Raw genomic sequence first — 13,007 nt, forward strand, 5'->3', positions numbered from 1 at the left:
CTGGTGTGTCGGGCACGTTGTTGGGTCCTGAGGGAACGAGTAATCGTTGTCTCAGTGCCGGTCCCATGCGAGGCATCCTTCGGGGTGTTGAGGGTGGGTGTCTGGTCGTTGTTTGAGAACTGCACAGTGGACGCGAGCATCTGTGGCCAAGTTTTTAAGGGCGCACGGTGGATGCCTTGGCACCAGGAACCGATGAAGGACGTGGGAGGCCGCGATAGGCCCCGGGGAGCTGTCAACCGAGCTTTGATCCGGGGGTGTCCGAATGGGGAAACCCGGCAGTCGTCATGGGCTGTCACCCATACCTGAACACATAGGGTATGTGGAGGGAACGCGGGGAAGTGAAACATCTCAGTACCCGCAGGAAGAGAAAACAACCGTGATTCCGGGAGTAGTGGCGAGCGAAACCGGATGAGGCTAAACCGGAGTGGTGTGAGACCCGGCAGGGGTTGCCATTTCGGGGTCGTGGGAAAGTTCTTCAGTCGTCTGCCGGCGGCTGGGTGAGTCAGAAACCGTTGGTGTAGTCGAAGGACATGCGAAAGGTCCGGCGTAGAGGGTAAGACCCCCGTAGACGAAACATCAGCGGCTCACTTGAGCTTCTCCCAAGTAGCACGGAGCCCGAGAAATTCCGTGTGAATCTGGCGGGACCACCCGCTAAGCCTAAATATTCCCTGGTGACCGATAGCGGATAGTACCGTGAGGGAATGGTGAAAAGTACCGCGGGAGCGGAGTGAAATAGTACCTGAAACCGTGTGCCTACAAGCCGTGGGAGCGTCGTTCGTCAGTTTACTGGCGGGCCGTGACTGCGTGCCTTTTGAAGAATGAGCCTGCGAGTTTGCGGTGTGTAGCGAGGTTAACCCGTGTGGGGTAGCCGTAGCGAAAGCGAGTCCGAATAGGGCGTTTGAGTTGCATGCCCAAGACCCGAAGCGGAGTGATCTAGCCATGGGCAGGTTGAAGCGCGGGTAAGACCGCGTGGAGGACCGAACCCACCAGGGTTGAAAACCTGGGGGATGACCTGTGGTTAGGGGTGAAAGGCCAATCAAACTCCGTGATAGCTGGTTCTCCCCGAAATGCATTTAGGTGCAGCGTCACGTGTTTCTTGCCGGAGGTAGAGCACTGGATAGGCGATGGGCCTCACCGGGTTACTGACCTTAGCCAAACTCCGAATGCCGGTAAGTGAGAGCGTGGCAGTGAGACTGTGGGGGATAAGCTCCATGGTCGAGAGGGAAACAGCCCAGAACACCGACTAAGGTCCCTAAGCGTGTGCTAAGTGGGAAAGGATGTGGAGTCGCAGAGACAACCAGGAGGTTGGCTTAGAAGCAGCCACCCTTGAAAGAGTGCGTAATAGCTCACTGGTCAAGTGATTCCGCGCCGACAATGTAGCGGGGCTCAAGCACACCACCGAAGTCGTGTCATTCACAGAATACGTCCAACGACGCTGTGGATGGGTAGGGGAGCGTCGTGTTCCGGGTGAAGCGGCCGAGGAATCGAGTCGTGGACGGGATACGAGTGAGAATGCAGGCATGAGTAGCGATACAAGAGTGGGAAACTCTTGCGCCGATTGACCAAGGGTTCCTGGGTCAAGCTGATCTGCCCAGGGTAAGTCGGGACCTAAGGCGAGGCCGACAGGCGTAGTCGATGGACAACGGGTTGATATTCCCGTACCCGCTTTGAAGCGCCAACGTCGAACCTCTGGATGCTAAAGCCGTGAAGCCGGCCCGGAGTCTTCGGACAAAGGGACGTGGTGGAGCCGCTGATCCAACAGGGTAGTAGGTGAGCGATGGGGTGACGCAGGAAGGTAGTCCAGCCCGGGCGGTGGTAGTCCCGGGGTAAGGGTGTAGGCCGAGTGATAGGCAAATCCGTCACTCATTAAGGCTGAGACCTGATGCCGAGCCGATTGTGGTGAAGTGGATGATCCTATGCTGTCGAGAAAAGCCTCTAGCGAGTTTCATGGCGGCCCGTACCCCAAACCGACTCAGGTGGTCAGGTAGAGAATACCGAGGCGTTCGGGTGAACTATGGTTAAGGAACTCGGCAAAATGCCCCCGTAACTTCGGGAGAAGGGGGGCCATTCCTGGTGATGAGACTTGCTCTCTGAGCTGGGGGTGGCCGCAGAGACCAGCGAGAAGCGACTGTTTACTAAAAACACAGGTCCGTGCGAAGCCGTAAGGCGATGTATACGGACTGACGCCTGCCCGGTGCTGGAACGTTAAGGGGACCGGTTAGCTTAGTTTCGACTAGGCGAAGCTGAGAACTTAAGCGCCAGTAAACGGCGGTGGTAACTATAACCATCCTAAGGTAGCGAAATTCCTTGTCGGGTAAGTTCCGACCTGCACGAATGGCGTAACGACTTCTCGACTGTCTCAACCATAGGCCCGGTGAAATTGCATTACGAGTAAAGATGCTCGTTTCGCGCAGCAGGACGGAAAGACCCCGGGACCTTTACTATAGCTTGATATTGGTGTTCGGTTCGGCTTGTGTAGGATAGGTGGGAGACTTTGAAGCAGCAACGCCAGTTGTTGTGGAGTCGTCGTTGAAATACCACTCTGGTCGTGCTGGATGTCTAACCTGGGTCCGTGATCCGGATCAGGGACAGTGTCTGGTGGGTAGTTTAACTGGGGCGGTTGCCTCCTAAAGAGTAACGGAGGCGCCCAAAGGTTCCCTCAGCCTGGTTGGCAATCAGGTGTTGAGTGTAAGTGCACAAGGGAGCTTGACTGTGAGACCGACGGGTCGAGCAGGTGCGAAAGCAGGGACTAGTGATCCGGCGGTGGCTTGTGGAAGCGCCGTCGCTCAACGGATAAAAGGTACCCCGGGGATAACAGGCTGATCTTCCCCAAGAGTCCATATCGACGGGATGGTTTGGCACCTCGATGTCGGCTCGTCGCATCCTGGGGCTGGAGTAGGTCCCAAGGGTTGGGCTGTTCGCCCATTAAAGCGGTACGCGAGCTGGGTTTAGAACGTCGTGAGACAGTTCGGTCCCTATCCGCTGTGCGCGTAGGAGTGTTGAGAAGGGCTGTCCCTAGTACGAGAGGACCGGGACGGACGAACCTCTGGTGTGCCAGTTGTCCTGCCAAGGGCATGGCTGGTTGGCTACGTTCGGGAGGGATAACCGCTGAAAGCATCTAAGCGGGAAGCCTGCTTCGAGATGAGCACTCCCACCTCCTTGAGAGGGTAAGGCTCCCAGTAGACGACTGGGTTGATAGGCCGGATGTGGAAGCCTCGTAAGGGGTGGAGCTGACCGGTACTAATAGGCCGAGGGCTTGTCCTCAGTTGCTCGCGTCCACTGTGTTGTTCTGAAACAACGACCCCACGCCAGGTCACGGTGTGGTGCGGTTGACAGTTTCATAGTGTTTCGGTGGTCATAGCGTGAGGGAAACGCCCGGTTACATTCCGAACCCGGAAGCTAAGCCTCATAGCGCCGATGGTACTGCAGGGGGGACCCTGTGGGAGAGTAGGACGCCGCCGAACAATTCTTCTGAAGAAGCCCCCAGCCACTCGGCTGGGGGCTTCTTCGCGTTCATGACCAGTTTGCCGCCGGGGTTGACGGCGGGGGAGCGGGGCGGGGGGCGCGCGGGACTGAATAGGTGTCCGAGTAGGATCCGATGACCCGAGTCCTGACCCAGGGGTTGATCAACGAATGGCACGTCCATCCCTTACCCGTGCACACCGCGTGTTGCTTGGTCTAGTGGCGGTCGGCGCTTGCCTGATCTCCGGGATCGGTTTTGCGGGATCGTACTCGGCAGTGCGCGAGTTGGCGTTGCACAAGGGCTTCGGCAACTTCGCCTACGCGTTTCCGATCGGCGTGGACGCCGGCATCGTGGTGCTGCTCGCACTGGACCTGGTGCTGACCTGGCTCCGGATACCGTTCCCGTTGCTCCGTCAGACGGCCTGGCTGCTCACAGTCGCCACCATCGCCTTCAACGCCGCCGCCTCCTGGGGTGATCCCCTGGGCATGGGTATGCACGCGGTGATCCCCGTCCTCTTCGTTGTCGTGGTCGAGGCTTCACGGCACGCGGTCGGGCGGATCGCGGCGATCTCGGCGGATCGCCACATGGAGTCCGTCCGGTTGATGCGGTGGCTGCTGTCGCCGGTACCGACCTTCCGGCTGTGGCGGCGGATGAAGCTCTGGGAGCTGCGGTCCTACGACGAGGTGGTGCGGCTGGAGCAGAACCGCCTGGTCTACCGGGCGCAGCTGCGCTTCCGGTACGGGCGCGGCTGGCGGCGTTCCGCACCGATCCAGGCGCTGCTCCCGCTCAAGCTGGCCAAGTACGGGGTTCCGCTGGACGTGAACCTGCTGGACCGGATCGATCCTCCGGCGGTACCGGAGGCGGCGGCGGTGGAGCGCGAGGTGGCAGAGATACCGACGGTGTCGGCGGCGGTGGCCGTCCCGGCGCTTGCCAAGCTGGCCGCCGCGCGCTGGCGGGACGGTCTGGGGAGTCAGGAGCAGCAGGAGGTGCCGGTGCGAGCGGCGCGTCCGGTCACCGCGTTGCGTGACATCCGGGCGGAGACGGGGCACCCGGCCGGGGCGCCGGGCGTTTCCCAGCAGCAGCAGCAGCAGCAGCCCGCGCCCGCGCAGCTTCCGGTCCAGGCCCAGGTCAACGCTGAGGCCGAGATCGAGCTTGAGACCGAAGCGGACACGGCACGCCCCGTTGGTCAGCTGTCGCCGTGGTTCAAGGCACCCCGGCCGACCACTGCCCAGCCGCCGTCGTCGCCGATGCCGCCTGCACGGCAGCGAGTTGAGGCCGCGTCCGATGCCCCGCTCAACGCGGCGCCGGCCCCGGCACCCGCCCCCGCACCGCAGCCCGTGCTCGCGGAGTCCCCGGTAGAGGAGATTCCCGCTCCGGTGCCCACGCCGCAGCAGCCTCCGATGGACGTCTTCGCGCCGAAGGCCAGGGCGTCGCGGGCATCGGGCGGGCCGGCTCCCGCGCCGGTTCTGCCTCAGGGCCAGACCCAGGGTCAGACCCAGACCGTGAGCCCGGTTCAGGTGCCGGTCCAGGAAGGGGCCGCCGAGCAGCAGGAGCTGTTCGAGGCCCGTCCGCTGACGGTGGATCTGGCCGTCGAGGCGCTCGTCGCCTACCAGGATGCCCAGGGGCACGACCCTGACGAGGAGGCCCTGGCCGATTTCCTCTTCACCCAGTTCGGCGTGAGCGGCAAGCAGCCGGGTGTGCCGGCCAGCCAGAGCGAGATCCGTCGGATCTGGCCGAAGCTGCGGGACCGCTACGCGACCCTCGGGCGCGAGTAGTCCGGGTGCTGAGCGGCCATTGACGCCCGACTGCGGCACGGTTACCTTCACATCAACAAATTGTTGAATGGCTTCAGTGTGGAGGAACCCGCATGTCGCAGGTCGAGGTGGGTGGCGGCGCCGCAGCCGAGGCAGCTCCGGGGAGCCTGACGTTCTCCGTGTCCGCGCGCGCGGCGGTGGACGCGCTCCTCGGTCCGGTCGATGCCGAGCTGGCCCGCCGCTACCCCGGGGACTCCGGCAGCCGGCAGCCGGTCCACACGGTCTACGTCCCGGCTGACGCCTTCGCCGCGGACACCGTGGCGGACTGGGGCCGCCAGGCGTTGGAGGCGCTGGACACCCACGCCGGGACGCCGGCCGAGCTGGCCGAGGCGCTCGGTCTGCCCGCCGACGAGCTGCTCACCGAGGTGCACGCCCGGGTCCGCGCCAAGCTCCAGCGCGAGCCGATCGAGGACCTGCGGATCGACTTCGAGGACGGCTACGGGCCGCGTCCGGATGCCGAGGAGGACGCGGCGGCGGTTCGTGCGGCCCGCCTGGTCGCCACGACGGTCGCCGACGGCACCGCCCCGCCGTACCTCGGCATCCGGATCAAGTGCATGGAGGCGGCGGTCCGGGACCGCGGCATCCGCACGCTGGAGCTGTTCCTCGCCACCCTGCTGGAGGACGGCCGCGAGCTGCCCGCCGGTCTGGTGCTGACGCTGCCCAAGGTCACCTACGCCGCGCAGGTCACCGCGCTGGTCCGGCTGCTGGAGGACTTCGAGCAGCGGGCCGGGCTGCCGGCCGGGCGGCTCGGCTTCGAGATCCAGATCGAGACCACGCAGGCGATCCTGGGCGCCGACGGCCGGGCCACCGTGGCGCTGATGATCGAGGCGGCCGAGGGCCGTGCCACCGGTCTGCACTACGGCACCTTCGACTACAGCGCCTCCTGCGGGGTCGGCGCCGCCTACCAGAGCATGGACCACCCGGTGGCCGACCATGCAAAGGCCGTGATGCAGGTGGCCGCCGCCGGCACCGGGGTACGGCTCTCGGACGGGTCGACCAACGTCGTTCCGACCGGTCCGCGCGAGCAGGTCTTCGCCGCCTGGAACCTGCACCACGGACTGGTCCGGCGCTCGCTGGCCCGCGCCTACTACCAGGGGTGGGACATGCACCCGGCACACCTGCCCACCCGGTACGCGGCGGTCTATGCCTTCTACCGCGAGGGCCTGGCCACGGCCGCGGCCCGGCTGGCGGCCTACGTGGCCAAGGCCGGGGGCGATGTCATGGACGAGCCGGCCACGGCCAAGGCGCTCAGCGGTTACCTGCTGCGCGGGCTGGACTGCGGAGCGGTCGATCCGGCCGAGGTCACCGAGCTGACCGGGCTGGACCGCGGGCAGCTGGACGCGCTCAGCGGTCGATGACCGGTCGGCTCCGCGTGGTCGCTGGATAGGCTGGCCGGACCGCCCGCCCGTCGACCGCCCGTCGACGCCCGCCCGCCGACCGAACAATCGGAGACCTGCCGCGTCATGTCGAAACCCGTCGCCAAGCCGTACCTGACCATTCGTGCGGACGGCAGCCACGAGACCGAGGTGAAGCGTTCGCGGTTCATCTGCCACCTCGCCCGGGTCGGTGACGAGGAGGCGGCGCAGGAGTTCATCGCGCGGATCAGGAAGCAGTACTGGGACGCCCGGCACAACTGCACGGCCTTCGTGGTCGGCGCGGAGCAGCGCCGCGAGCGTTCCAACGACGACGGTGAGCCGGGGGGCACGGCGGGCGTGCCGATGCTGGAGGTGCTGCGTCGGCGCGGCGTCACCGACACGGTCGCCGTGGTGACGCGGTACTTCGGCGGTGTGCTGCTGGGGGCGGGTGGCCTGGTCCGCGCGTACGGGGGCGCGGTGTCGGCGGCGTTGGACGAGGTCGGCCTGGTCGAGCGTCGCCGGGTCGCGCTGCTGGTGGTGGCCGCGGATCACACCCGGGCCGGTCGCCTGGAGAACGACCTGCGCGCGGCCGGCCACGCGGTGCGCGAGCTGCACTACGAAGCGGCCGGGGTGCGGATCGAGGTGGGGGTGCCCGAGGCGGAGCTGGCATCCTTCGACACCTGGCTGGCCGAGGCCAGTGGTGGCAGTGCGACGGCGGTGCGGGCGGGCCACTTCCATGTCGAGATCCCCTGGTCGGACGTGTCCTGAGCGGACCACAGGGCACGGCGTGATCCGCAGATCGGACAACCGGCGCAGTCGTATGTTCTTTCGGCCAAAGCCCAGGGAATCGCCCACCCGCGCGGCTGACGGTCAGTAGCCTGAGATGACCGTCGAGTCACAGGAGCAGATTCCGAGATGGCCGTGATCCGTACCATCAGCATCGCGCCGGGCGCGAACACCGGCTGGCACTACCATCCGGCGCCCGTGCAGGCTGTCCTGCTCTCCGGAGAGCTGACCCGGGTGCTGGAGGACGGCCGGGTCGAGATCACCCGACCGGGGCAGTTCCTGATCGAGCTGCCGCAGCAGGTCCACATCGGCTACAACCACGGCACCGAGCCGGTCGTGATCCTGGCCAACTACCAGGTGCCGGAGGGCAGCCCGCTGGCCATCGAGGCCCCGGCCCCGGCGCTGCCGTGCGTCGCCGCGCCGGCGCAGCGACGCGGCCTGGCGGAGCGGCTCAGCAACGCCTGAGGGCGTATACACCAGACTTCGCCCGATTCGTCAAGCAACGGGTAATCGACACTCGAACGAATTAACGCGGCCCGGAACTGGAACTCCAGCTCCGGGCCGTCGCGTTCTCCCAGCAAGGACTTGGTCGGCCACGGCCGACCGGAGCCAGATATCACCCCATCGATGGAGGACCGTCAGACCCCACCTCGCACCACGGAGGCACCACCCATGAGTATCGACCGCACCGGGTCACCTGCGGACGCCCCAGCCGACCCCCGCTCGGGCTCACCTCAGCCGGGCCATGCCACCCCCTACCGGATGACGGTGACCACCCGTCAGTCCCATGCCGACGCGGTGGCGTTGGCAGACCAGTGCCTGGGGGACTGGCTCAAGGACGAGGGGCATGCCGAGCCGCCGCCGCCCGCGCCCGAGCCGCCGCCGCCCGACGGCGGGTTCACCACCCCGCCCGCGCCGCTCGTCGCCCGGCCTCCCGAGGCCGCCCCTACCGCAGTCCGGCACCGCCTCGGTGACCGGGTCCTGCTCGACCGGGATGCCGGTCCGCTGCTCGCCCGGTCCCCGGGAGCCCCGCCCGGTCACTACACCCGCCGCCGGCTGCGCACCCCGGCCCCGCACGGGACCCGGCAGCTGACGCTCACCGTGGCCACCGAGCGCGGTGGCCCCACCTGGATCCGTCTGGAGGCCGAGCATCTGGCCGCCACCCCGGGCCTGCACACTCCCAGCGTCCCGGTCCCCGAGCTGGTCCACCATCTACTCCCGCTGGTCGACGCGCTGGACGGGTCGGCCGAGGTCCGCCCGCAGCCCCGGGTCATCACCGCCGCCGAGGTCGACGACGTCATCGACGAGCTCTGCGATCCGGCCCGCCGACTGCCCATCGTGATCGCCAGTGTGCCCGCCGACCTCGACCCGCGTGCCTGGGCGGCCGAGCCGGTGGCCCCGCTGCTGCACAAGGTGGCCGGTCTGGCCGTCAGCTATGTGCTCGACCCCGGTGCCCGAGTCGCCTTCAACACCGCTCTGGAGTTCCACACCGTCTACGGCGGTGCCGTGCGCACCTACCTGCCCGATGTGGACCCGGCCTCCAGGCGTGACGCGCAGCGGCACCTGGTGCTGCCCCGGCACCGGATCGAGAGTGAGCCGCGGCGGGCCGCCGCGTTGCTGGCCCGCGAGCCGCGCCGGTTGGCCGACCTCGCGCCGCTGCCCGAGGTGCTGGCCCGGGTACCCGTGCTGCGGGTGCGACCGGCCGAGCCGGCGACGCCCGACCGCACCGCCCTCGCCGCCCCGGCGGCGGAGCCGTCCGACCGGACCGGGCTGACCGAGTTGGTCGGCGAGCTGGCGGATGCCCAGCAGCTCGGGGCGGACGAGCTGCAGCGGGTCCGGCGCAGTCTGCACCGCTCGCACCGGCGTGAGCTGCATCTGCGCGCCGAGAACGAGCTGCAGGGCACCGCGCTGCGCCGGGTCAGCGCCCAGCTCCGCGTGCTGAACAGTCGGCTCTGCCCGCCGGGAGAGAGCGCGCCCGATCCGGCCGCACTGCTCGACCAGGCCCGTCAGGGCCCCGACAGCTTCACCGAACTGCTGGCGAGAATCGGTGAGTTCCCCCTGGTGAGCTTCACCGGTGACGAGAAGGAGACCCTCGCGCTGGATGCGCACACGGTCGGCGGCAACTGGGTGCGGCTCACCTGGGACGGCCTGACGGCCCTGCAGGAGTACGCCACGGTCGCCGTGCACGGTGCGGCCGGCGGGGACTTCAAGCAGTGGTGTGAGCACGCACCGCTCGGCGGCGGTCAGTTCCCACCACGCAAGGCGGTGCGCGGCGAATCCCGGACGGTCTGCAGCCACGGCAAGATGCGCCGGGAGCGGATGTTCGCCGTACCGTCCTCGGTGGACCCGAGCGGGCGGGCGTTCATGGGCGCCCACCTGCGGATCGGCGGCGGTCGGACCGCGCCTCGGCTGCACTACCTGGACGACTGCTCGGGCAGCGGGCGGATCTACGTGGGATACATCGGCATGCACCTCACCAACACCATGACCAACTGACCCGGCCTGCCGCACCGGCCGCCCGACCCGTCGCACCCGACCGGCTGACCAGGTGTCAACTGGGCTCCACCTGACCGATACCGACCGAGAACAAGTCGACCGCCCGGCCGCCATACGGTGGAGAATGTTCGCGGGGGGTATACCGCCATCGCGCGCATGCCCGGCCAGCGCAGTTGCCCGGCCACCGAAGAAGCGCCGGACGAGCATGGGGGCGGACCGCCGATGCAGGATTCGACCAAGCGCCAGTCGGCAGTCGAAGGCGTCTTCGGCCGCCGCGCGGGTTTCCTGGCCTCGGTGTTCGGTGGTGCGACCGGTGGACCCGACCAGCTGGCCTCGACCGAGTTCCAGTCCGGTGGCGGGAGCCGGTCCGACAGCGCGCGCCTCGCCGGACCCTCCGACGAGCCGGGCGCAGGCGTCGGCAGCGCCGGCGCCGCTGCCGACGGCAACGGCGGCGGCGGGGACGGGCCGGAGCCCGATGGGCACGACCCCGCGGTGGCGGCGCTCGGCCGTGCCGCGGAGCTGACACACCACCGGACGGCCACGGTGCGGGCCGAGCAGCAGCGCCTGGCCGCGCTGCTCGCCAGGCTCGCGCTGCCGGTGAGCGCGATGGACTTCGAGAGCCAGCGGCGCAGCTATGAGCCCCGCCCCTACCCCGACGGCCCGTCAGCGGCGCCGGGTGTCCGCGAGCCGAGCTGGTCGGACTTCGCCCCTTCGGAGCCGCTCGCCGACGATCCGGAGGCGACCGGGACCAGCCGCCTGCTGGACTCCGGCTACCAGCGTGAGCTGGCCCAGGCCCGGCTGGCCTACCAGCGCGCGCGGCGGCAGTGGCGCTCCGAGCAGGCGACCGCGACCGACCCGGCCGAGGCCGCCGCCCGCGTCGCCCACGAGGAGGGCGAGCAGGCCAGGGCGCGTGCGGTGCGGGAGTACAACGACAGCCTGGAGGAGTGCCGCCGGGCCTACCTGGAGGCCGAGCCCGCCGCCGTCGAGTCGCTGCTGGAACGCGCGCTGGCCGCCGCCGAGGCGGCCACCCCCGAACTGCCCGCCGCCTGCCGGGCGGTGTTCCGCCCGCTCACCCGGACCGCGGTGCTCGATCTCGACCTGCCCCCGCTCGACCTGGTGCCCTCGCTGGACGGTTACCGGCTGACCGACGAGGGCGAGATCAGTCCGGTGCCCCGCCCGCCCGCCGACCGTGAGGCGGACTACCTGCGGGTGGTCGCCCGACTGGCACTGCGCGCGCTGCAGGCGGCCGACGCGGTGGACACCGACGGCGTGCTGGCCGGTGTGGTGCTCAACGGCTGGCTGCGGGAGTCCGGCGCGGGCTGCCTGCTCACGGTGGACGCCGATCGCGACGCGCTGGCCCGCACCCGGCTGGTGGCGGCGGCCGAGCCCGCCGAGGACGAGTCCGAACCCGGTGTGTACGCCGCCGCCGAGCAGGACGAGGCGCTGGTGCGGCTGCGTGAACTGGGCGCCGCGATCAGCCCGGACCCGTATGCCGGGGTCGCGGTGCGGCCGTGCGCCACCGCCGGTGCGGCCGTCCCGGCGGTGGCCGACCTGTCGCCCGGGGAGTTCGCCGCGCTGGTCCGCGAGGTGCTCACCCGGGGTGGGCTGCGGGACTGGAGCGTGCGGCTGCGCGGCCACTCCGGCCTGGTCGCCACCGGCACCGGCGCCCCGGGCAGCGCGCTGCCCGGGCGCTGGGTGATCTGTGCCTCCCGGCGTCCGGGCCAGGTGGGCGCCGCGGAGGTGCGCACCCTGGCGGAGGCCGTCGCCGAGGAGTCGGCCGGCCACGGACTCTGGCTGAGCACCGGCGGCTTCACCGAGGAGGCGCTCGACCTGATCGACACCGCCGAGTTCCGCCGGATCCATCTCGCCGACGGCGCCGGCTTCCGCGCGCTCGCCGAGACCCATCTGGGGCTTCCGCTGGCGACCGGAACGCGCTGACGCCATCCCGACCAGCGGCACGGTCGGCACGGTGGTCGCGATCGCGGCGGTGGCGCACGACTTCGCGGATGGCTTCCTGCGGCTGTGATCGGCTTGGCCGGCTGAGCCGCGGACGGGTCGCTCCGCCGGTGGGTCGTTCCGCCGGTGGGCCGCTCCGTCGGCGGGTCACCCCGTCGGCGGGTTCTCCTCGTCCGGGCCGTCCGCCGCGCGCCGGATCGGCCAGTGGCGGCGCAGCGCGTCCAGCGCGGCGGTGATCGCCGGGCGGCGGGAGGCCTGGGTGCGCCAGAGCGTGAAGACCCGGCGGGCCGGCTCCGGCAGCACCGGGCGGGCGACCACTGCGGGAGGCAGCGCACCGCGTCCGAGCCGGGGGACCAGACCGACCCCGAGACCTGCCGCGATCAGCGCGATCTGGGTCTCGAACTCGCCCACCTGGTAGAGCACATCGGGCTCCTCGCCGACCTCGCGCATGGTGCGCACCAGCCAGTCGTGGCAGATGTTGCCCGGTGGCACGCTGGTCCAGCGCTGCCCACGCAGCTCGGCCACCGGGACCACCGGGAGCGCCGCCAGCGGGTGCTCCGCGCGCAGCACCAGGTCGACCGGGTCCAGCCCCAGGTTCAGCCGGGACAGGCCCTCGGGGATCGGCAGCGGGACCGAGGCCCAGTCCTGCACCAGGCCCAGGTCCACCTCGCCGCGCGCCACCAGTTCGGTGGCCAGGTAGGGATCGGTCTCCAGGACCCGGACCTCCAGCTCCGGGCAGGTCTGCCGCAGCTCGGCCAGTACCCCCGGGAGCAGTCCACGGGCACCGGTGGCGAACGCGGCCACCCGCAACCGGCCGACCGCCTGGCCGCGTTGGTGCTCCAGGGTCACCTCGGCCTGCTCGACCAGCGCGAGCAACCGCTGCGCGGTGGCGGCCAGCTCCTGCGCCGCGTCGGTCAGCACCACGCCACGGCCCTGCCGCTCCAGCAGCACCGTGCGGGTCTCCCGCTCCAGTTTGGAGATCTGCTGGGAGATCGCCGAGGAGGTGAAGCCGAGCGAGGCCGCGGCCTTGCCGACCGAGCCGTACACCGCGACCGCGTGCAGCGCGCGCAACCGTCCCAGATCAAGCATGGGTCCGATTATGGGCCACTGGTTAGCAGGGGTGAAGGGTGGGGTTCA

Annotated in this window: 7 protein-coding genes and 2 rRNA genes; 8 read left to right on the forward strand and 1 reads right to left on the reverse strand. The window is 69.0% G+C overall.

What is annotated here, in order from left to right; translation table 11 throughout:
* Window positions 1-144 precede the first annotated feature (144 nt).
* The 8 genes from OG403_RS25395 to OG403_RS25430 all read left to right on the forward strand — a co-directional run bounded on the left by OG403_RS25395 (window position 145) and on the right by OG403_RS25430 (window position 11,852).
* Window positions 145-3,264: ribosomal RNA gene (locus OG403_RS25395) — 23S ribosomal RNA — on the forward strand.
* 83 nt (window positions 3,265-3,347) lie between these two features.
* Window positions 3,348-3,464 (forward strand): 5S ribosomal RNA (gene rrf / locus OG403_RS25400).
* A 169-nt stretch (window positions 3,465-3,633) separates the two neighbouring features.
* A complete protein-coding gene (locus OG403_RS25405; RefSeq protein WP_329568159.1) occupies window positions 3,634-5,238 on the forward strand; it encodes a DUF2637 domain-containing protein in 1,605 nt (534 codons plus the stop codon).
* A gap of 92 nt (window positions 5,239-5,330) precedes the next feature.
* Window positions 5,331-6,635, forward strand: a complete 1,305-nt coding sequence (locus OG403_RS25410) for a DUF6986 family protein (protein WP_329568161.1) — start codon at window positions 5,331-5,333, stop codon at window positions 6,633-6,635.
* A gap of 105 nt (window positions 6,636-6,740) precedes the next feature.
* Entirely contained in the window at window positions 6,741-7,400 is a 660-nt protein-coding gene (locus OG403_RS25415; protein ID WP_329568163.1) for a YigZ family protein, read from the forward strand.
* A 147-nt stretch (window positions 7,401-7,547) separates the two neighbouring features.
* Window positions 7,548-7,883, forward strand: a complete 336-nt coding sequence (locus tag OG403_RS25420; protein ID WP_329568165.1) for a cupin domain-containing protein — start codon at window positions 7,548-7,550, stop codon at window positions 7,881-7,883.
* Window positions 7,884-8,090: 207 nt separating this feature from the next.
* On the forward strand, window positions 8,091-9,914 hold the full coding sequence (locus OG403_RS25425) for a hypothetical protein (protein ID WP_329568167.1): 1,824 nt from the start codon (window positions 8,091-8,093) through the stop codon (window positions 9,912-9,914).
* Between the two features lie 222 nt (window positions 9,915-10,136).
* Window positions 10,137-11,852, forward strand: coding sequence for a restriction endonuclease (locus OG403_RS25430; protein WP_329568169.1), 1,716 nt, complete (start codon window positions 10,137-10,139; stop codon window positions 11,850-11,852).
* A gap of 165 nt (window positions 11,853-12,017) precedes the next feature.
* Here OG403_RS25430 and OG403_RS25435 read toward each other — a convergent pair whose 3' ends face one another.
* The gene (locus tag OG403_RS25435) at window positions 12,018-12,959 is read right to left on the reverse strand and encodes a LysR family transcriptional regulator (RefSeq protein WP_329568171.1); all 942 of its coding nucleotides are present in this window, start codon (window positions 12,957-12,959) and stop codon (window positions 12,018-12,020) included.
* Between the last annotated feature and the right edge of the window lie 48 nt (window positions 12,960-13,007).

The organism is Kitasatospora sp. NBC_01266 (genome assembly GCF_036242395.1).
Lineage (GTDB): Bacteria > Actinomycetota > Actinomycetes > Streptomycetales > Streptomycetaceae > Kitasatospora.

Bases quoted from the DNA above. Each gene is read 5' to 3' on its own strand.
- OG403_RS25405 (WP_329568159.1), top strand. From the start codon at position 3,634: ATGGCACGTCCATCCCTTACCCGTGCACACCGCGTGTTGCTTGGTCTA.
- OG403_RS25410 (WP_329568161.1), top strand. From the start codon at position 5,331: ATGTCGCAGGTCGAGGTGGGTGGCGGCGCCGCAGCCGAGGCAGCTCCG.
- OG403_RS25415 (WP_329568163.1), top strand. From the start codon at position 6,741: ATGTCGAAACCCGTCGCCAAGCCGTACCTGACCATTCGTGCGGACGGC.
- OG403_RS25420 (WP_329568165.1), top strand. From the start codon at position 7,548: ATGGCCGTGATCCGTACCATCAGCATCGCGCCGGGCGCGAACACCGGC.
- OG403_RS25425 (WP_329568167.1), top strand. From the start codon at position 8,091: ATGAGTATCGACCGCACCGGGTCACCTGCGGACGCCCCAGCCGACCCC.
- OG403_RS25430 (WP_329568169.1), top strand. From the start codon at position 10,137: ATGCAGGATTCGACCAAGCGCCAGTCGGCAGTCGAAGGCGTCTTCGGC.
- OG403_RS25435 (WP_329568171.1), bottom strand. From the start codon at position 12,959: ATGCTTGATCTGGGACGGTTGCGCGCGCTGCACGCGGTCGCGGTGTAC.